Origin of the sequence: Streptomyces sp. NBC_00536, assembly GCF_036346295.1 — a bacterium.
Classification (GTDB): domain Bacteria; phylum Actinomycetota; class Actinomycetes; order Streptomycetales; family Streptomycetaceae; genus Streptomyces.
In genome coordinates this window covers 7106643-7126546 of the sequence record NZ_CP107819.1, presented here as the reverse complement: position 1 = coordinate 7126546, position 19904 = coordinate 7106643, and the positions used below count along the sequence as shown (strand labels likewise).

Genomic DNA, 19904 nt, shown 5'->3' with positions numbered 1-19904 from the left:
GGTTCTCCTCGGTGCGGTACGCGGATGTGGTTCCTGGCGTCGTCATGGCGTCGTCATGGCGTCGTCATGACGGGGTCTCCAACTGGGCGAGACCGAAGCCCCGTTGGAAGGCGGCCATCAGACCCGGGTCGTGCAGGGGCGGTTCGCCGTCAGGTCCGTGGCCGTCCGCGCGGCGCGGTACGGGCGCCTCGCGCAGCTGTGGCGCGAGGTGCTCCTGGGCCCGGCGCCGGGGCAGCGGCGGACGGCCGCCCTCGCCCCGCGCGGCGGGCACCACGGCGGCGCCACCCGAGGCCGGGGGCAACGCCGTGGTGATCAGCACCGGTACCGGCCGCCGACGCTCCCTCGGCGTCGCCTCCGGCTCCGGCCCCGGCTCAGAAGCGGGAGCGGCCTCCCCCACCGGCGCGGCGGTCGGCGCGGTCGCCCACGCCGGGACGGCCGGATCCGGCCCGTCCCCCGAGCCGTCCCCCGAACCGTCCCCCGGCCCGGACCACGCGTCGGGGAGCTGGGGCGCCACCACGGTCCGTACGGGCTCCAGCGGCGGCACGGAATGCGCCTCGCCGGTCCCCCACGAGGTCGCCCGCGAACCGCCCGCCGCGTCGGCCGCGCTCGCCGCCCCGGCACCCAACAGCTCCTGCGGCAGCACCAGTACGGCGAGCACCCCGCCGTAGATGTTGGACTTCAGCTCGACGGCGATCCCGTGCCTGCGGGCCAGGGACGAGACCACGAACAGGCCGATCCGCCCGTCCGCCAGCAGCCGCCGGACGTTGATCTGGTCGGGGTCGCCGAGCAGGGCGTTCATCCGGTGCTGTTCCTCGGCCGGCATGCCGAGGCCGCGGTCCTCGACCTCGACCGCGATCCCGGCCGTGACCCGCTCGGCGCGCACCACGACATCGGTGTCCGGGGCGGAGAACACCGTGGCGTTCTCGACGAGTTCGGCCAGCAGGTGCACCACGTCGGCGACGGCGTGCCCGCGCACGGTGCCGCCCGCCGGGGGCACCACCTTGACCCGGGTGTACTGCTCGACCTCCGCCACCGCGGAGCGCAGCACCTCGCTCAGGTCGATGGGGCGGGTCCACTGCCGCCGGGAGGAGGCGCCGCCGAGCACCGCGAGGTTCTCCGCGTGGCGCCGGATCCGGGTCGCGAGGTGGTCGACGTGGAACAGCTCCTTGAGCAGGTCCGGGTCCTCGACCGTGTCCTCCAGCTCGTCGAGCAGCGCGATCTCGCGGTGCACCAGCGACTGGAGGCGGCGGGCGAGGTTGACGAAGACCTCGACCTTCCGGTCGCTGTCGGAGGGGGTGCCGGGCCCGGCCAGCCGCACCAGGGTCGTGTGCGCCTGTTCCCGCGCGCCGCGCAACTCCTGGGAGAGCAGCCAGAATTCGTCGACCTGTTCCTGACCGGCGCCGCTCCCGGAGGCCCCCGGCGCGCCACCGGAGCCGCGCGGCGGGCGGGGCGGGTTCTCGCCGCGTTCCAGGCGGTCCGCGACCGTCCCCAGTTCATGGCGGCCGCGCACGCTGGACCGGCGCAGCGCCTCGCAGCGGTCCCGTACGGCCTTGCCCGCGCGCTGGGCCCCCAGCAGGGCCGCGGCGAGCGCGCCGACGACGAGCAGGGCGCAGCCGGTGAGCACCGGCCACAGCCGCGCGTCGCGCGCGCCCGCGCCGCCGCCGAGTTGCAGGGTGAAGATCACCGCGGCGGCGCCGCTGAGCCCGGCGGCGAGGGTGGGGAGTACGGCGGCGCGGATCAGCTGGGGCCGTATCTGCCGGCCCGGACCGGTGACGGCGTGTCTCGACGGGGAGTGGCGGGGGCGGGCGGCACGGAGTCCGGACATCGGCGTCCTCGGTACGTACGGGGGCCGGGCCCCCGCGGTGCCGGGACCCGGCGTTGATCACCGGGTACCCACGCTAGACCGCGCCCTCGTCGCTCAGGCGGCCAGTTGGGGAACTTCACCGGGGTGCGTCCCGCTCCGGAAGGAGCGCTCGCACGACAGCCCGAATACCCCTTCGGGCGCCTCCTCAGCGCCCCCGCCACCGTACGAGCCCCCGCCGCGCCAACCGGTCAGCTGCCCACGGCCTCCGGCTCCTCGTGCGCGTCCGACGCGGGCGCCGGGCGGGCCGAAGGCCGCGCGGCGGACCCGGACCCGGACCCGGACCCGGACACGGACGCGGACCCGGACACGGACCCGGGCGCGGCCGACGCAGCGGCCGGAGCCGGGGCCGGGCCCGACACGAACGGGCGCCACCACGGCTCGGCCGGGGCGTCCTCGGCTCCCGGCTCGAAGGGTCGGCCCGGCACGGGCAGCGCGATCGCGGCGCCCGCCCGCCCGGCGGCCGAGAGGGTGCCCTCGCCCGGCTCGTCCCACGGGTGCGGGGCCAGGTTGAAGGTGCCCCAGTGGATCGGCAGCATCGTGCCGTGCGGGGCGCCGCCCTGGAGGTCGAGGTGCGCGGTCATGCCCTCTTCGGGGGTCATGTGGATGTCCGGCCAGTACTCCGAATAGGCGCCGATCTGGATCATCGTCGCGTCGAAGGGGCCGTGCTCGGCGCCGATCTCCTTGAAGCCGGGGAAGTACCCCGTGTCTCCGCTGTGGAAGATCCGGTGCTCGTCGCCCGTGATGACCCAGGACGCCCACAGCGTGTACTGCTGGTTGCGCAGGCCGCGCCCGCAGAAGTGCCGGGCCGGGGTCGCGGTCAGCGACAGTCCGGCGACCTTGGTGGTCTCGTTCCAGTCCAGTTCGCGCAGCCGGTCGGCTCTGACACCCCAGTGCTCCAGGTGCGCGCCGACGCCGAGCGGGACCGCGAAGACCGTGTCCGTACCGGCCAGGGCCTTGATCGTCGGCAGGTCGAGGTGGTCGTAGTGGTCGTGCGAGATCACCACGACGTCGACCGGACCGAGAGCGGCCAGCGGCACCGGCACCGGGTGCAGCCGCTTGGGGCCGGCGAAGGGGAAGGGAGAGCACCGCTCTCCCCACACCGGGTCGAACAGCACCCGGCGCCCGTCGATCTCCGCGAGGACGGTGGAGTGTCCCATCCAGGTCAGCCGCAGGCCGCTGACCGGCGGCTTCGCCAGATCGGCCAGGGTGGTCGGGTGCACCGGGACCGGCGCGCCGGGATTGCGCCGGACCCGCTGCTCCTTGTGGAAATAGATCTTGGCGAACTCCAGCATCGATCCGGAGGGCCTGGTCCTGGCCCCGACCGGGTTCTGGAAGACGCCGTCGGCGAAGTTCGGCGAGCGCAGGATCCGCTCCAGCCGCGCGCCGGACGGATCCGCGCCGAAGGCTTCGGGCCGCAGGGCTCGCAGCCGAGGACGCAAGGGACGGGAGCCGGGGCCGGAGCCGGTCAAGGCGCCTCCAGGGAGGAAGTGAGCAGGGCTGGTCGTACGTTCTACCACCATCCCAACGCGCACCGCCCCCGAAGGATTCCGCTTCCCGCCCCCGGCGTTCGCGCCCCGGCGTTCAGGTCCCCCCGCGACCGCCCCCGCTACAGCGGCAGCAGGTCCGGACGCTTCGCCTCCATGTGGTCACCGGAGGACTCCCCGCGCAGTCGCCTGCCGATCCACGGGACGAGGTACTCCCGCGCCCACTGGATGTTGTCCCGGGTGACCTCCGCCGAGCCGCGCGGCTGCTGCGGGGGCCACGGCTGGTCCGGGTCCGCGGGCACCTCCAGCCCCAGCACCTGGGCGGCGCGCAGCGCGACCCGGGTGTGCCCCTCGGGCGAGAGGTGCAGCCGGTCGTCGTCCCACGCCCGCCTGTCCTGTACGGACTTCAGCGACCAGAGGTCGAGCACCGGGCATCCGTAGCGGTCGGCGATGGACCGCACGTGCGCCGAGTACGTCGCCACCTTGCCCCGGATGTGCTTGAGCACCGGCACCCCGCGGGTGTCGAAACCGGTGGTGATCATCACCTGCCCGACCGACCCGACGAGGTCGGCGAGGGCGGCCTCGAACCGCTCCGCCACGTCGTCGGGGTCGCTCCCGGGCCGGATGATGTCATTGCCCCCGGCGCAGAAGGTGACCAGGTCGGGTGCCAGCTCCTTGGCCCGCGGCACCTGCTCCGCCACGATCTGGTCCAGGAGCTTGCCCCGCACGGCGAGGTTGGCGTACCGGAAGTCGTGCTCCTCGCGCTGGTCCGCCAGGAGCACGGCGAGCCGGTCGGCCCAGCCCACGAAAATGTCCCCCGGCCCCGGATCCCCCACACCCTCGGTGAAGCTGTCCCCGATCGCCGCGTACGAGCCGATGCCCTGGAGAGCCGTCTTCAGTGCCGTCGCCTGCGCCGTCGCCTGCGCCGTCGTCTGTGCTGTCGTCTTTGCCGTCGTCTTCGTCGTCATCGCTGTCGTCGCTGCCACGAGAAGACATCCTTCACCCCAGGGCGTGACCTACGCCACCGTAGCCAGGCCTTGACGGACCGTGATCTATACCACCCGGTCGGTAAGGAATAAGTGAGGAGTGCGTCAGGTCCCTGAAGGGGCGAGGTGAACGGGGGCATGAAAGGGGGCCGGGTCCCCCCTAGGGCCCCGGCCCCCCTCGCCCTGGCGGCGGGCGCCGTCAGACGTTCACGCCCTTCGAGCGGAGGTAGCCCAGCGGGTCGATGTCCGTGCCGTAGCCGGGACCCGTGCGGATCTCGAAGTGCAGGTGCGGGCCGGTCACGTTGCCCGTGGCGCCGGAGAGGCCGATGGCCTGGCCCGCGGAGACACTCTGGCCGACCGAGACCGAGAGCTGGGACATGTGGCCGTACTGCGAGTAGCGGCCGTCCGCGTGCCGTATGACGACCTCGTTGCCGTACGCGCCGCCCCAGCCCGCGGAGACCACGGTGCCCGCGCCGACCGCGTGGACGGTGGTGCCGGTGCCCACGGCGAAGTCGACGCCGGTGTGGTAGCCGCTGGACCACATGCTGCCGCTCTGGCGGTACGGGGTGGTGATGGAGGCGGAGACCGGGGCGACGAACCCGGCGGCCGAGGCGGTGCCGGTGCCGGATCCGGTGGCCTGGCTGCCCGTGCTGCCCGTGCTGCCCGTACCAGCGTCCGCCGTACCAGAGTCGCCCGTACCGGAGTCCTCCGCACCCGAGTCGGCCGGGCCGGAGTCGGCCGGAGTCGGCTCCTCGGCGGACTGCTCGGCCGGAGCCGGGGCCGGGGTCTGCTCCTGCGCCCGCGCGCCCAGGGTCAGCTTCAGGCCCGGGTGGATCAGCGACGGATCGGAGCCGACCGCCTCGTGGTTGTCCTCGTAGACCCGCTGCCAGCCACCGCTCAGGTGCCGCTCGGCCGCGATCTTCGAGAGGTAGTCGCCGGGAACCACGGTGTACACCGTGGAGGCCTGCGGGGCGGCGGCCGGGGCCCGGAGCGCCACCGGGACCTGCGCCGGGCGAACCTGGGCCGGGAGGGCGACGGCCGTGGTGGCCGTCGTGCCGGTGGCGGCGTGCGCGCCCGCGGCTCCCATCAGCGGCAGCGCGAGCGCCGCGCTTCCGGTGCCCGCGACGACGAATCCGCGGGTGATCGAGGCGGACTTCGGGCGGCGATGCTTTCCCTTTGCGGGCATGGCGAATTCCTCTCCGTCGCCTGCGAGGTGAGCTGTCGGGTTCGGACTGGAGATGTCCGGCCGTTTTGCGTACGGCTTCACCCCGAGCCGCCCGGAGGAAGATCTCGTCGAGAAGACCGAGGAGATCGGATCCGGGACGGCGGCTTACCTGGTTCCCCCGCTCCTGCCGGGCGCGTGGATCGTCGGGTGCGGTGTCGGATGGTGGCAGGATTAGGCGGTCCATCCGGGTCGACGCGAAGGTATTCCGTCCGGCCCCCGTGGAACAAGCCACGAATTCCCCAAGAGAAACGGCCGGGTGAGGGATCAACGGAATTCCGGTCACCCTCCGTCGAATCGCAATCGGCAACAGCCGCCCCCGCAAGGCAATTCGGCTTTCGCGATCACACACTCACGGTCACCGTATGATCTGGCTCACGGGGACCGGCCCGATCTCCCCGCCCCTTATGGCAAGTTGCGCTCAACCAGTGCAATCCGGACATGCCGCAGACGCGCGCGACGATACGGAGGAGTCCTCGTGACCCAGCAGATACCCCAGGCCCCGCCCACGGAGCCGGAGCTGACCGGAGTGCGCAACTTCCGTGACGTGGGCGGGCTCCCGGCCACGGACGGACGGAGGGTCAGAACGGGACAGGTCTTCCGAAGCGGACATCTGGCACATGCCACCGATACCGATACGGAATTCCTCGCCTCGCTCGGACTCCACACCATCTTCGACTTCCGCAACTCCGCCGACCACGCCCTCGAAGGCCCGGACGTCGAACTGCCCGGCGTCCGCAACGTCAACCTCCCGCTCTCCGACCCGGCGGACGGCAAGGAGTTCTGGCGGATGGTCCGTGACGGCCACCTCGACCAGCTGCGCCAGGTGCTCGGTGACGGCAAGGCCGCCCGCCGGATGTCCGACTCCTACCGGGAGATCGTCACGACCCGCACCGCGGAGCACCGCCAGGTCGTCCAGGCGCTCGTCCGGGACGAGGTCCCGGTCCTGATGCACTGCGCGGCCGGGAAGGACCGGGCCGGGCTCTCTATCGCCGTCACCCTGCTCGCGCTCGGCGTCGAGCGCGAGGCGATCGTGGCGGACTACCTGGAGTCGAACGCTCCGCACCGCCGCTACAAGGTGCGCCGCAGCAGCGAGTCGGAGGAGGCCCGCTCCCCCGAGGTGATGGAGCTGCTCGCCCCGCTCTTCGACGCCCGCGCCGAGTACCTGCACGCGGCCTTCGACACCCTTGAGGAGATCTGGGGCAGCACCGACCGCTACCTCGCCGAGGGCCTCGGGCTCACGCCCGAGACCCTCGTCCGGCTGCGCGACCGCCTCCTGGACTGACCGGACCGGATGTGGCCGTCAGCGGTTCGCGACGGCCTGCTTGACCAGGGTCCTGCCGAAGTCCCACATCAGCCCGCCGCCACCGTGGGCGTCGTCCATGACCTCCCGGAAGGCGCCCACGAAGCGGTCCACGTCCGCCTCGTCCACGATCAGCGGCGGAATGAGCTTGATCACCTCCAGGTGGTCACCGGAGACCTGGGTCAGGATCCGGTGCTTCTGGAGCAGCGGCACGACGACCATCTGCGCGAAGAGCCCCTTGCGGGCCGCCTGGAGCATGGTCCACCGGCTGCGCAGGCCGAGCGAGGACGGGCGGCCGAATTCGATGCCGATCATCAGCCCCCGGCCGCGCACCTCGTGCAGCAGCTCGTACTCGTCCACCATCGCCGCGAGCCGGCCGCGCAGCAGGTCGCCCATGGCGCGGGCGTTGGCCACCACCGACTCGTTCTCCATGACGGAGAGCACCGCGAGCCCGGCCGCCATCGCCTGCGCGTTGGAGCCGAAACTGGCCGAGTGCACGAGCACCCGGTCCATGGACGAGTACACCTTCTTGAAGATCCAGTCCTTGCCCAGGGTCGCCCCGACCGGCACGTAGCCGCCCGACAGCGCCTTGGCCACGCACACCAGGTCCGGTTCCACCCCGGGCTCGTGCTGGTATGCGTAGAACTCCCCGGTCCGGCCGAGGCCGGTCTGCACCTCGTCCGCGATGAGCAGCGCCTTGTGACGGTGCAGCAGCTCCTGCGCGGCGCGCAGGAACCCGGGCGGGGCTTCCTGCACCCCCTTGCCCTGGATGGGCTCCACGACGAAGGCGGCCACGTCACCGCGCTTCAGCTCGCGTTCCAGGGCCGCCAGATCCCCGAGCGCGATCTTCGTGTCGGGCAGCAGGGGCGCGAACCCGTCCCGGAAGCCCGCTTCCCCGTTCACCGACAGGGAGCCGGTGGTGAGCCCGTGGAACGCGTGGTCGCAGTAGAGGATCCTGGGCCGGCCCGTGGCGTATCGGGCGAACTTGAGCGCGGTCTCCACGGCCTCGGTGCCGCTGTTGCCGAAGAAGACCCGGTCCAGGTGCGGGCTGTACGAGAGCAGTTTCTCCGCCAGCAGCCCGGGCAGCGGCTGGCAGTCGAAGCGGGTGAGGTCGGCGAGCTGCGCGTCGAGCACGTCGTGCAGGGCCCGCCGGACGACGGGGTGGTGACGGCCCAGGCCCATGACGCCGAAGCCCGCGAGCATGTCGAGGTGGTCGTTGCCCTCCGCGTCCCAGAAGTGGGCGCCCTCGGCCCGCTCGTAGACCTTGTCGAAGCCGATGGTGTGGAGCATCCGGGGCAGCTGGTGGTTGAGGTGGCGGGCGTGCAGTTCGTACCGCTCGCCACCCCGCTCGGCCAGCAGGGAGCCCAGGTCGAACTCCTTGCCCGGGCCCCCCGCGGCGGCCGTCATACCCGCTTCTCCCAGTTGCCCCCCACCGTCTCCCGGGCCGCCCGCAGGGATTCCTTGAGCGAGCCCATGGTGGCGAGGACGGCGGTGGGTTCGTACCCGCAGTGCGCCATGCAATTCGCGCAGCGCGGGTCCTTTCCGCGGCCGTACTTGCTCCAGTCGGTCTCCTCGATCAGTTCCCGGTACGTCGGCACGTACCCGTCGCTCATCAGATAGCAGGGGCGCTGCCAGCCGAAGAGCGAGTAGTTGGGAATGGCCCAGGCGGTGCAGGGGAAATCGGCCTTGCCTTCCAGGAAGTCCAGGAAGAGCGGGGAGTGGTTCAGCCGCCAGCGGCGCCGGTTTCCGCCCGAGAATGCCTTGCGGAAGAGTTCCCGGGTCTGTTCGACGCCCAGGAAGTGTTCCTGGTCGGGGGCCTTTTCGTAGGCATAGGCGGGCGAGATCATCATCTCGTCGACCTGGAGGTCGTCATTGAGGTAGTTGAGCACCTCGATGATGGTCTGCGGGGTGTCGGTGTTGAAGAAGGTGGAGTTCGTGGTCACCCGGAACCCGCGCTTCTTCGCTTCCTTGATGGCCGCGACGGCCTCGTCGAAGACGCCTTCCTTCGCGACGGATTCGTCGTGCCGTTCGCGCAGGCCGTCGATGTGGACGGCGAAGGCGAAGTAGGGCGACGGGGTGAACTTCGCCATCTTCTTGCGGAGCAGCATCGCGTTGGTGCACAGGAACACGTACTTCCGCTTCGCCACCAACTGCCGCACGATCTCGTGGATCTGCGGGTGCATCAGGGGCTCGCCGCCCGCGATGGACACCATGGGCGCGCCGGACTCCAGTACGGCGCCGACCGCCTGGGCCACCGGCATGCGCTGCTTGAGCACCCCGGCCGGGTGCTGGATCTTCCCGCACCCCTCGCAGGCCAGGTTGCAGGCGTAGAGCGGTTCCAGCTCGACGATGAGCGGGAACTTCTCACGCTTGCGGAGCTTCTGTTCGATGAGATACGTCCCGACCCTGATGGACTGTCGCAACGGCATGGCCATCTGGCTCACCTCCTGGGGAGCAGCGAAGAACGGTGCCATTCATAAAATGCGGGCAGTACCGCACGCAATACGCGGAAAGCCGATATTCCACCGCGTACGGTGCCGATACGGACGAGCTCATGCTCCGGAGCGTCCACGATCACCCGGACGGCCGCAACCGGGCGGAGCCCGGCGTGGTCCCCCGTGTGCGCGGCGGTCCAGAGGGTGGCCGCCGATTCCATGTCGACCGCGATGGCGCCGGTGGCGCGCAAATGGGCGCGCTCCTGGCCGCGGACGACGTGGTCGGAGCCGATCAGGGGGCCGGTGTGGACGGTCCGGCCGGGTGCCGCCCGGGCCAGCGCCTCGGCGAGGGGCCCGGCGGCGAGGCAGCCGACGGCGCCGCGCGGGTCCCTGGTCTCCTCGGCGACCACGAGGTCGCCGGGGTGCATGCCCGGGACGAGCCCGGCGCAGAACCCGGTGGCGAGTACGGCCGCCCCGCTCATCCGGGGTGCGGCCAGCGCGCGGGCCACGGCCCGCTCGGCGGCGCGCGGGCCCATGCCGGTGCGCAGGACCGCGTGCTCCTCGGGCGCGCCGCGGTCGCGGCGGCTGCGCAGGGCCAGCTCTTCGATGCGCAGGGCGCAGGCGATGAGGAGGGGGGCGGCCGGTCCGGGTTCCGCGGCCCCGGCTCCGGGCCGCGCCGGCCGCCCTGTCATCGGGAATTCCTCTCCGCGAAGGGTTCGCCGTACAGGTAGCGGCCGAGGGCGGTGAGCGGGAACACCTGCCGGTAGAGGTGGTAGTTGATGGAGAAGTCCCAGGGGAAGCCGGTGCCGGTGAAGTAGGGCTCGTCCCAGGTGCCGTCGGCCCGCTGGGTCTCCACCAGGTAGGCGATCCCGCGCCGTACGGCCCCGGTCTCGCGCTCGCCGGCTGAGAGCAGGGCCATCAGCGCCCACGCGGTCTGCGAGGCGGTGGAGGCGCCCCGCCCGGCCCACGACGGGTCCTGGTAGGAGCGCTGGTCCTCGCCCCAGCCGCCGTCCTCGTTCTGTACGGTCTCCAGCCAGGCCACCGCGCGCCGGATCGCGGGATGACCCAGCGGCATCCCGGCGGCGGTGAGCGCGGGCACCACCGAGCCGGTGCCGTAGACGTAGTTGGTGCCCCAGCGGCCGAACCAGGCTCCGCCGGGCTCCTGTTCGGCGAGCAGCCAGGCGATGCCGCGCCGGGTGCGGGGGTCCGCGGCCTTGCCCTCGACGGCGAGCATCTCCACGACGTGGGCGGTGACATCGGCGGAGGGCGGGTCGATGACCTCGCCGAAGTCGCAGAACGGCAGCCGGTTCGGCAGCACACTCGTGTTGTCGGCGTCGAAGGCCCCCCAGGCCCCGTTGCGGGACTGCATGCCGAGGTTCCAGGACACCCCGCGGGCCACGGCCGCCTCCAGCCGGGCCGGGTCGGGGTGGCGGATCCGGCGCAGCGCGAGCACGACCTCGGCGGTGTCGTCGATGTCCGGGTAGTTGTCGTTGTGGAACTCGAACGCCCAGCCTCCGGGGGCGAGTCCGGGCCGTTTCACGGCCCAGTCGCCGCTGCGGACGATCTCCTCGCCGAGCATCCAGTCCGCGGCCTTGACCAGGGCCGGGTGATCGGGTGCCAGGCCCGCGTCGGCGAGCGCGATCGCGGCGAGACAGGTGTCCCAGACCGGGGACTGGCAGGCCTCGATCATCCGCGCGCCGTCCTCGCGCCACACCGCGAACCGGTCGAGGGACTCCAGCCCGGCGCGCATCACCGGATGGCGCAGGTCGTAGCCGAGCAGGTGCAGCGCGATGACGGAGTACACGGCGGGCGGCTGGATGCCGCCCCAGCAGCCGTCGTTCTCCTGGCGTTCGATGATCCAGCGGGCGGCCGCGTCCATGGCGGCCTTGCGCAGGCGGCGCGGGGCGAGCCTGCGGTAGAGGTGCAGGGCCTTGTCCATGCGCTGGAACGCGCCGTCCCAGCTGGCGAGGCGGGCCAGGTGGCGGACGGGGTACGGGTCCCGCGCGTCGGTGTGCAGTTCGTCGAGGGCGAAGGGCGCCGGGCGGACCGGCCGCTGGGCGGAGACGATCGTCAGCGGCACGATGGTCTGGCGGGCCCAGCAGCCGAAGTCGTAGATGTTGAGCGGCACCCACTTGGGCAGGAACACCAGCTCGGGCGGGAGTTCGGGCAGGTGGTCCCAGCTCCACCAGCCGAACAGGGCCAGCCAGATCCGGGTGAACACGCGGGCGGCGGCGATCCCGCCGTGGGCCCGGATCCAGGCCGAGGCGCGGGCCATGTGCGCCGCGTCCGGGCCGTCACCGGCCAGGCGCAGGGCGACGTACGCCTCGATGGTGGCGGAGAGGTCGGGCGGGCCGCCGTGGAAGGTGGCCCACGTGCCGTCGGGGCCCTGCTCGCCGCGGATGAACAGGCCGGCGGCCCGGGTGGTGGCCTCGTCCTGCACGCCGAGGAACTGCCGCAGGAGCAGGTCCTCGGCGTCCATGGTGACGTTCGTCTCCAGGTCGCCCTTCCACCAGCCCTCGGGGTCCTGGCGGTCCAGCAGATCGCGGGTGGCCCGGTCGGCGGCCTCCCGGACGCGCGCGTCCGTGGCCTCCTTGACGCGCGCGTCGGTGGCCTCCTTGACGCGCGCGTCGGTGGCCTCCTCGACGCGGACGTCGGTGGTCCGCGCCGCGGCCCGGTGGCCCGGTGGCCCGGGTGGCCCGGGTGGCCCGGTCCGCTCCGGGCGGACCGGTGGTGCGGTGTCGCTGCCCGAGTCGGTGCCGCAGTCCCCGGCACCGCCGTCGGTCGTCGCTGTCATGGCTTCCCCTTACGTGGCAGTGTCCTCTGCTGTGCTGGGGTCCGCCGTCGGCCGGTGCGCGCTCCCGTGGGAAGCGGCGCCGGCCGGCGACTTGCGCGTCATATCCGCGTACGGGTGGCGATCACCTCTTGCGCACGACGACGAAGTCGGCGAGGGCGACGAGCTGGTCGCGCACCCGCTGGGGCATGTCCACGTCGTCGAGCGCCTTGACGGCGATCACGTGCTGGCGGCGCGCCTCGTCGGCGGTCCACTGCCGGCCGCCCGCCGCCTCGATGAGCGCGGCGCGGGCCGCGAACTCCTCCTCCGAGAAGTTCTCGAAGTCGTTGCTCTTGGCGTCCGCGGCGAGGAGCTGCGCCAGTTCAAGGGAGGCCGGGCCGCCCGCGGCGAGCGCGGCGACCACGGGCAGGGACTTCTTGCGCTGGCGCAGGTCGCTCCAGGTCTGCTTGCCGGTGGCCTCGGGGTCGCCCCAGATGCCGAGCAGGTCGTCAACGGCCTGGAAGGCGAGGCCGAGGTGGTAGCCGTACTCCTCCAGCTTGTCGGCCGTACGGTCGTCGGCGCCGCCGAGCACCGCGCCGATGGAGACCGCGCAGGCGAGCAGCGCGCCGGTCTTGTTGCCCTCCATCTCCAGGCATTCCTCGACGCTGACGCGCTCGCGGTGCTCGTAGGAGATGTCCTGGGCCTGACCGTCGATCAGCTTGCGGCTGGCGGTGGTCAGCCGGAGCGCGGCGCGCCCGGCGTCCACGGTGCCCAGTTCCAGCAGGACCTCGTTGGCGAGGGCGAACAGCGCGTCGCCGACGAGGATCGCCAGCGCGGGGCCGTGCACCTTCCACACCGTGTCGCGGTGGCGGCGCTGCTCGTCGCCGTCCATCAGGTCGTCGTGCAGCAGCGAGAAGTTGTGCACCAGCTCGACGGCGACCGCGCCGGGGATGCCGACCTCGGCCGCGGCGCCCGCCGCCTCGGCGGAGAGCAGCGCGAGCGCGGGGCGCACGGCCTTGCCGCCGTCGCCGTCCGCCGGGTTGCCCTGGGCGTCGATCCAGCCGAAGTGGTAGGCGGCGACGGTGTCCATGGGCGGTGCGAGCCGCTCGACGGCCGCGCGCAGGACGGGAGTCGACAGGGTGCGGCCGCGCTCCAGGAGCGCGACGGTGTCCGTCTTCTCCGCGCCGTCACGGGCCGCGCCCGCGGCGCTCGCCGCGCCCTCGGCCTGCTCGGCGCTCCCGACAGCCGGGTTCCCCGGGTTCACTGGCTCTCCTCTGGTTCCTGTACGTGCGGTACCGGTCGTGCTGGTGATCGTCATGCCGCCTCCTGCAGCGGGTGTTCGCGGGGGCGGCCGAGGGCGTCGAGTGCGGCGTGGGCCGCGCTCAGTCCGCTCCGGACGGCGCTCTCCATGGTGGCGGGCCAGCCGGTGGCGGTCCACGCGCCGGCCAGGTACAGCCCGGGCGCGTCGGTCCGGGCCGCCGGTCGCAGCCGGCCGACGCCGGGCGTGGGGGCGAACGTGGCCGTCCGCTCCCGGGTGACGAAGAAGTCGCGGACCTTGGCGCCGCGGGCGGCGGGCAGCAGCCGCTCCAGTTCGGGCAGGTACTTCGCGCGCAGCACCGAGACGGGTTCGTCGATGTCGTCGTGGGCGACGGACTGGGACAGGGCCAGGTACTGGCCGCCGTCGGCCAGGCCGGAGCTGTCGGTCCGGTCGAAGACCCACTGGACCGGGGAGCCGAGGGCCGCGAAGAACGGCTGCTTGAGCACCTTGCGGTCGTAGACGACGTGGACGTTGAGGATGGGCGCGGTGCCGATGTCGAGGAGCTTGTCGGCGTCTTCCAGGGCGCCGGGGGGCAGCAGGCCGTGGGCTTCGCGCTGCGGGACGGCGAGGACGACGGTGTCCGCGTCGATGCTCCGGTCCTCGGTGCCGACGCTCCAGCCGCCCTCGGGGGTGCGGGTGATGTCGGTGACCCGGGTGCGCAGTTCGGTGTGCACGCCGGCCGCGTCGAGGGCCTTGCGGGCGAGGGTGTCGTGGAGTTCGCCGAGCGGGACCCGGGCCCAGCCGATGTCGGCGGCGCCGTTCTCGGAGAGCAGCCCGGTCTTGAAGACCATGGCGGCCAGCCCGAGGGAGGACTGCTCGGCGGTGGCGTTCAGGGTGGCGATGCCGACGAGGTCCCACAGCGCTTCGATGGTGCGCGGGGACTGGCCGTAGCGGCCGAGCCAGGTCGCGAAGTCCAGCCCGTCGAGGGCCGGGTCGGCCGGGTCCAGGCGGCGCAGCGCGAGGGCGGCGCGCCCGACGCTCGCACGTTCGGCGAGGGAGAGGTGCGGGTAGCGGGCCAGCGATCCGGCGAGGTGCAGGGGGACGGGCAGGGCGCTGCGGCGCAGCCGTCCGAGCCGGGGTCCGCCGGGGTGCGCGACGTCGAGGACGGGTACGTCGAGCCGGTCCTGGAGCGGGGCGAGGTGCGCGCCGTCGATCCGGTCGAGGAACCACCGGTAGGCGGTGCAGCAGCGCAGGTAGACGTGCTGGCCGTTGTCGACGTCGAGGTCGCCGCGCTTGAAGGAGAAGGCGAGCCCGCCGAGCCGGGGGCGGCCCTCCAGCAGGGTCACGCGCGTTCCGGCGTCGGCGAGCTGCAGCGCGGCGCTCACTCCGGCGAGGCCGCCGCCGATGACCACCGCTCGGTCTGCGGTCACTGATCCTCCTTCGTCGCCCCGCTAGACGCGGGGTCGCGGCTAGGGGTTGCGCCGGATGCCAGGTCGCCGCTACGGGGCGTACCGGTTCCCATCAGGGCCGCCTCCGGGTGCTCTGGCGCGAGATGGTCCGCGCGTCGAGGCCCGAGAGGCCGCGCACGGCGACGTACGCCTTCTCGTGGGTCGGCAGCGAGACGCGGCCGCGGAGCACCGCTTCGGGCTCGCGCTCGATCCGGTCGAGGAGGCGCCGGTAGATCCCGGCCATGGCCGCCACGCAGGCGCCGCTGCGCCGGTCGAGCATGGGCAGCAGCCGGTAGCCCTCGACGAACAGGGCGCGGGCGCGGCGCACTTCGTGGTGGACGAGGCCGGCGAAGTCGGCTCCGGCGGGGGCCCGGTCGCTGTGGAAGCCGTCGGAGCAGCCGAACTTGGCGAGGTCCTCGGCGGGCAGGTAGGTGCGCCCGTTGCCCGCGTCCTCGCGAACGTCCCGGAGGATGTTGGTGAGTTGCAGGGCGAGGCCGAGGGTGTCGGCGTACTCGCCCGCGCGCGCGGAGTCGGGCGCGCCGGGGGTGGTGCCGAACACGCCGAGGGAGAGCCGGCCGATGGCGCCCGCGACACACCGGCAGTAGACCTTGAGGTCGTCCCAGGTCTCGTAGCTCTCGCCGCGGACGTCCATCAGGACGCCGTCGATGAGTTCGTCGAGTCCGCCGAGGGGGATGGGGAAGCGGCGGGCGGCGTGGGCGAGGGCGACGGCGACCGGGTCGGTGTCGTCCTCGTCGACGGCGCCTTCGATGACCCGGGCGAGCAGGGCGCGGGTCTCCTCCAGCCGGGCGAACTTGGCCTCGGGCGGGAGTGTCCCGTCGCCGATGTCGTCGACGCGGCGGGAGAAGGCGTACAGCGCCGACATCGCCTGCCGCTTGTCGGTGGGCAGCAGCCTGATGCCGTACGCGAAGTTGCGCGCCTGGGAGCCGGTGACGGCCTCGCAGTAGCCGTAGGCGGCGAGTACCGGTGCCGACGGGGCGGATGGTGCGGACGCGTGCGTGGGGCCCTCCACGTTCGGGCTCACCTCTTTCTCGGCGCTGTGCGCAGGACGGCGGCCACCTCGCGGATCAGGCCGCTCTTGGTGGGCTTGGGCGGGCCGGGTGCCACGTCGAATCCGGCGGCGGCCACGGCGTTCAGGGCGGCGCGCCCGCCTCCCACGAATCCCGCGAGCAGCACCCGGAGTCTGCCGTGCACGCTACCCACCAGGGGGGTGCCTTCATTCAGGAGGTGGCGGGCGCGTTCGGATTCGAACGCGATCAGGGAACGGACGGAGGCGTTCGCGACGGGGGCGCGCAGGTCGGCCTCCGCGACGTGGAACCGGCGCATGTCCTGGGCCGGGAGGTAGATCCGGTCGCGGCCGAGGTCCTCGGTGACGTCCTGGAGGTGTTCGGCGATCTGCAGGGCGGTGCAGATCGCGTCGGAGTGGCGCACGCGTTCGGGGGTGCTGGTCCCGGTGAGGGAGAGCACGAGTCGGCCGACCGGGTTGGCGGAGAGTTCGCAGTAGGCGAGCAGGTCGTCGTAGGTCTCGTAGCGGGACACCCGCTGGTCCTGCCGGTTGGCCTCGATGAGGCCGAGGAAGGGCTCGGGGGTGAGCGCGTGGGCGCGTACGACGGGACGCAGGGCCTGGAGCAGGGGGTGGCGCGGGCCCCCGCCCGCGGCAGCGAAGACCCGGCGCAGGTCGGCTTCGAAGGCGTCGAGCATGGCGGTCCGGTCGTCGCTCTGCCCGGCGTCGAGGCCCAGGAGTTCGGCGTCGCGGCCGCCGGGGGCGAGGTCGCCGTCGCCGATGTCGTCCACCAGGCGGGCGTACCCGTAGACCGCGGTCAGGCCGTCGCGCCAGGCGCGGGGCAGGAAGGCGGGGGCGACGGGGAAGTTCTCCGCGGCGGCCTTCCGGAGGGTGGCGCGCGCGGGGTCGGCGTCGGCCCGGGGGCGGATGTGCTGCCCCCGGCTCACCGCCCGCCGCCCGGGGCGGGGACGGCGGAAACGCCTGGGGGCCGGAGAATTCCCGTAGCCATTGCCGTCACATCTCCCGTTCTACACTGCCGACCCAATACATCCTATTTCGGACACGCCGCCGGACTTTACCCGGGGTGTGCCGGGCCGTTCACCTGCGGGGAATCCGGCCCGCATACCGCGATTCAGGACCGGTCCAGCTTACGTTGTACAACGGCGCCGGGGCCTATCGGGTATTCGCCCCATTACGAGATGTCACACGAGATGCCCAGCCGGTGAAATATCACCACGCCGCGCCCCGTCCCGCACGGGCATTACGAGGGCGCCCCGAGCCCGGCCCGAGCCCGCCTCGATACACCGCCGACACGCCGAAGGCCCCCGCCGCACAGCAGACGCGGTACGGCGGAGGCCTTCGGCGTGTCGCCCGTCGGATCGGGGCTAGCGCCCGCTTTCCTTCTCGTAGGCGGAGACGACTTCTTCGGTCGGTCCGTCCATGAGGAGTTCGCCGCGCTCCAGCCACAGGACCCGGTCGCAGGTGTCGCGGATCGACTTGTTGCTGTGGCTGACCAGGAAGACCGTGCCGGCCTCCTTGCGCAGTTCCCGGATGCGCTCCTCGGAGCGGATCTGGAACTTCCGGTCACCGGTGGCGAGCGCCTCGTCGATCATCAGGACATCGTGGTCCTTGGCCGCGGCGATGGAGAAACGCAGCCGGGCCGCCATACCGGAGGAGTAGGTCCGCATCGGAAGGGAGATGAAGTCGCCCTTTTCGTTGATGCCGGAGAAGTCCACGATCCCCTCGTAACGCTCCTTGATCTCCTCGCGCGACATGCCCATCGCGAGGCCGCCGAGCATCACGTTGCGCTCGCCGGTCAGGTCGTTCATCAGCGCGGCGTTCACGCCGAGCAGCGAGGGCTGTCCGTCGGTGTAGACCTTGCCGGACTCGCAGGGCAGCAGCCCGGCGATGGCCCGCAGCAGGGTGGACTTGCCCGAGCCGTTGGAGCCGATCAGGCCGATGGCCTCGCCGCGGTACGCGGTGAAGGAGACGCCGCGCACGGCGTGCACCTTGCGGACCCCGGGCGTGTCGCCCTTGTTCTTGCGGCGGCGGATTATCTTGCTCAGCGCCGCGGTGGCGCTGCCCTTGCCCCCGCCGCCGGTGTTGACGCGGTAGACGATGTGCACGTCGTCCGCGATGACGGTGGGGACCTGCCCCACGGTGGTGTCAGCCACGGCCGTAACGCTCCTCGGACTTCCAGAAGTACACGAAACCGAGACCGCCGACGACGACCGCCCAGCCGATGGCGAAGGCCCACACGTGCGGCGGCAGCTTGGCGGCGGTGTAGTTGTCGATCATGGCGTACCGGATCAGGTCCATGTAGATGGCCGCCGGGTTCCACTGCAGGACGTCCGAGATCCAGTGCGGCTTGCTCTTGAGGAACGTCTCGATGGAGAACATCACGCCGGACGTGTACATCCACGTGCGCAGCAGGAACGGCATGAGCTGCGCGAGGTCGGGGGTCTTGGAGCCCATCCGCGCGAAGACCAGTGCCAGTCCGGTGTTGAAGACGAACTGGAGCACCAGCGCGGGCACCACCAGCAGCCACGACAGCCGGGGGTAGTTGCCGAACCCGATGGTGATCACGACGACCACGATCATCGAGTACAGCAGCTGCTGGAGCTGCTGGAGCGAGAACGAGATCGGCAGCGAGGCGCGCGGGAAGTGCAGGGCGCGCACCAGGCCGAGGTTGCCGGAGATCGCCCGGACACCGGCCATCACCGAGCTCTGGGTGAAGGTGAAGACGAAGATCCCGATGACCAGGAAGGGGATGTACTCCTTCAGGGTCATGCCCTTGGAGGCGCCGAGGATCACGCCGAAGATCAGCAGGTAGACCGCGGCGTTCAGCAGCGGGGTCGCCACCTGCCAGATCTGGCCGAGCTTGGCCTGGCTGTACTGGGCCATCAGCTTGGCCTGGGAGAAGGCCATGATGAAGTGGCGACGTCCCCAGAGCTGCCGGACGTACTCGCCGAGCCCGGGCCGGGCACCGCTCACGGACAGGCCGTACTTCTTGGCCAGCTCCGCGGCCGTGAGACCTTCGTCGGCTGACGGCGGCCTGCTCGTGGCGAGGGCGCCGTCGTGGGTTGTGTCACTCACAAGTTGAAACTTTCGTCTTCAAGATGCGGCAGGGGGGCGTCGGGCCGGGGCGCCGAGTGCCGGGGATGGCACCCATGCTCCCAGATCCGGCGTTGTCGTCAGATGACGGGTTGGTGGCGGTGTCGGACGACGGGTGCGCGGCGGCGTCAGATGACGGGTGGCCGGCCGAGCCTGGTCAGGCGCCACACGGTCCGCCACTTCATGGGGCGGCGGGGTCCGCACGGGGTGACCCAGCCCTCCTTGAACCCGCCGAACCAGGCCTTCAGCGCGCTCGCCGAGGGGCGGCGGGCCAGCGTCAGCAGCAGCCAGACGCCCACATAGACGGGAACGAGCGGGGCGGGCAGATTGCGCCGGGCCAGCCACACCCGGTTGCGGGCCACCATCCGGTGGTACACCGCGTGCCGGGACGGGGCGGTCTTCGGGTGCAGCAGCACCATGTCCGCGCGGTAGTCGATCATCCAGCCCGCGTCGAGCGCGCGCCAGGCCAGGTCGGTCTCCTCGTGCGCGTAGAAGAACTCCGCGGGCAGCCCTCCGACCTGCTCGAACACCGTCGTCCGTACGGCGTTCGCGCCGCCGAGGAAGGTGGTCACGCGGGAGGACCGCATCGGGTCGGAGGCGCGCAGCCGGGGCACGTGCCGGCGCTGGGTCTCGCCGCTCTCCGGATCGGCGATCCGGAAGCTGACGATCCCGAGTTCCGGGTCCTCGGCGAAGGCCTGGCGGCACAGCTGCGCGGTGTCGGTGCGCTCCAGCAGCCCGTCGTCGTCGAGGAAGAGCAGCACGTCCACGTCGCGGCCGTCGGGGCCGAAGGCCTCGATGCCGACGTTGCGGCCGCCGGGGATGCCCAGGTTCTCCGGCAGGGCGACGGTACGGACCCCCGCGGGGAGCCCGGTGACCTCGACCCCCTGGCCGACGACGACGACCTCGACGGGGTCGCCGTCCTGCCGGGCCACCGAGTCGATGAGCGCCTTCAGCTCGTCGGGCCGGTTGCCCATGGTGATGATCACGGCGCCCAGCCGC

At 72.3% G+C, this 19904-nt stretch carries 16 protein-coding genes and 1 riboswitch; of the genes, 1 reads left to right on the top strand and 15 read right to left on the bottom strand.

Annotated elements, in window-relative coordinates; genetic code table 11:
- Positions 1–64: 64 nt before the first annotated feature.
- From OHS33_RS30475 to OHS33_RS30460, 4 genes are all read right to left on the bottom strand, one after another.
- Complete coding sequence (locus tag OHS33_RS30475) at positions 65–1825, bottom strand: sensor histidine kinase (protein WP_330333623.1); 1761 nt, start codon at positions 1823–1825, stop codon at positions 65–67.
- A gap of 227 nt (positions 1826–2052) precedes the next feature.
- The gene (locus OHS33_RS30470) at positions 2053–3333 is read right to left on the bottom strand and encodes an MBL fold metallo-hydrolase (protein WP_330333622.1); all 1281 of its coding nucleotides are present in this window, start codon (positions 3331–3333) and stop codon (positions 2053–2055) included.
- A 137-nt stretch (positions 3334–3470) separates the two neighbouring features.
- Positions 3471–4334 (bottom strand): SGNH/GDSL hydrolase family protein, encoded by an 864-nt coding sequence (locus OHS33_RS30465; RefSeq protein WP_330333621.1) that lies wholly within the window; start codon positions 4332–4334, stop codon positions 3471–3473.
- A gap of 199 nt (positions 4335–4533) precedes the next feature.
- The gene (locus tag OHS33_RS30460; protein ID WP_330333620.1) at positions 4534–5520 is read right to left on the bottom strand and encodes a M23 family metallopeptidase; all 987 of its coding nucleotides are present in this window, start codon (positions 5518–5520) and stop codon (positions 4534–4536) included.
- Positions 5521–5522: 2 nt separating this feature from the next.
- Positions 5523–5703: riboswitch (cyclic di-AMP (ydaO/yuaA leader) on the bottom strand.
- A 331-nt stretch (positions 5704–6034) separates the two neighbouring features.
- Between OHS33_RS30460 and OHS33_RS30455 the strand changes: the two genes are divergently transcribed.
- Positions 6035–6841 carry a tyrosine-protein phosphatase gene (locus OHS33_RS30455; RefSeq protein ID WP_330333619.1) on the top strand — a complete coding sequence of 269 codons (807 nt, stop codon included), beginning with the start codon at positions 6035–6037 and terminating at the stop codon, positions 6839–6841.
- Positions 6842–6859: 18 nt separating this feature from the next.
- Here OHS33_RS30455 and OHS33_RS30450 read toward each other — a convergent pair whose 3' ends face one another.
- From OHS33_RS30450 to OHS33_RS30400, 11 genes are all read right to left on the bottom strand, one after another.
- Complete coding sequence (locus OHS33_RS30450; protein ID WP_330333618.1) at positions 6860–8266, bottom strand: aspartate aminotransferase family protein; 1407 nt, start codon at positions 8264–8266, stop codon at positions 6860–6862.
- Positions 8263–9294, bottom strand: coding sequence for an adenosyl-hopene transferase HpnH (gene hpnH / locus OHS33_RS30445; protein WP_330333617.1), 1032 nt, complete (start codon positions 9292–9294; stop codon positions 8263–8265). The genes OHS33_RS30450 and hpnH overlap by 4 nt, the downstream gene beginning before the upstream one ends.
- A gap of 5 nt (positions 9295–9299) precedes the next feature.
- A complete protein-coding gene (locus OHS33_RS30440) occupies positions 9300–9986 on the bottom strand; it encodes a phosphorylase family protein (RefSeq protein WP_330333616.1) in 687 nt (228 codons plus the stop codon).
- Positions 9983–12088: a squalene--hopene cyclase gene (shc, locus tag OHS33_RS30435; protein ID WP_330333615.1), complete on the bottom strand. Its 2106-nt coding sequence runs from the start codon at positions 12086–12088 to the stop codon at positions 9983–9985. Before shc ends, OHS33_RS30440 begins: the two co-directional genes overlap by 4 nt.
- 121 nt (positions 12089–12209) lie before the next feature.
- Positions 12210–13382, bottom strand: coding sequence for a polyprenyl synthetase family protein (locus OHS33_RS30430; protein WP_330333614.1), 1173 nt, complete (start codon positions 13380–13382; stop codon positions 12210–12212).
- The gene (hpnE, locus tag OHS33_RS30425; RefSeq protein ID WP_330333613.1) at positions 13379–14752 is read right to left on the bottom strand and encodes a hydroxysqualene dehydroxylase HpnE; all 1374 of its coding nucleotides are present in this window, start codon (positions 14750–14752) and stop codon (positions 13379–13381) included. The genes OHS33_RS30430 and hpnE overlap by 4 nt, the downstream gene beginning before the upstream one ends.
- Positions 14753–14843: 91 nt before the next feature.
- Positions 14844–15812: a presqualene diphosphate synthase HpnD gene (gene hpnD / locus OHS33_RS30420; RefSeq protein WP_330333612.1), complete on the bottom strand. Its 969-nt coding sequence runs from the start codon at positions 15810–15812 to the stop codon at positions 14844–14846.
- Positions 15809–16738: a squalene synthase HpnC gene (gene hpnC / locus OHS33_RS30415; RefSeq protein WP_330333611.1), complete on the bottom strand. Its 930-nt coding sequence runs from the start codon at positions 16736–16738 to the stop codon at positions 15809–15811. The genes hpnD and hpnC overlap by 4 nt, the downstream gene beginning before the upstream one ends.
- A gap of 438 nt (positions 16739–17176) precedes the next feature.
- Positions 17177–17965: an ABC transporter ATP-binding protein gene (locus tag OHS33_RS30410; protein ID WP_330333610.1), complete on the bottom strand. Its 789-nt coding sequence runs from the start codon at positions 17963–17965 to the stop codon at positions 17177–17179.
- Positions 17958–18887, bottom strand: a complete 930-nt coding sequence (locus OHS33_RS30405) for an ABC transporter permease (protein WP_330333609.1) — start codon at positions 18885–18887, stop codon at positions 17958–17960. The genes OHS33_RS30410 and OHS33_RS30405 overlap by 8 nt, the downstream gene beginning before the upstream one ends.
- Before the next feature lie 146 nt (positions 18888–19033).
- Positions 19034–19879, bottom strand: coding sequence for a glycosyltransferase family 2 protein (locus OHS33_RS30400; protein ID WP_443065479.1), 846 nt, complete (start codon positions 19877–19879; stop codon positions 19034–19036).
- Positions 19880–19904: the final 25 nt, after the last annotated feature.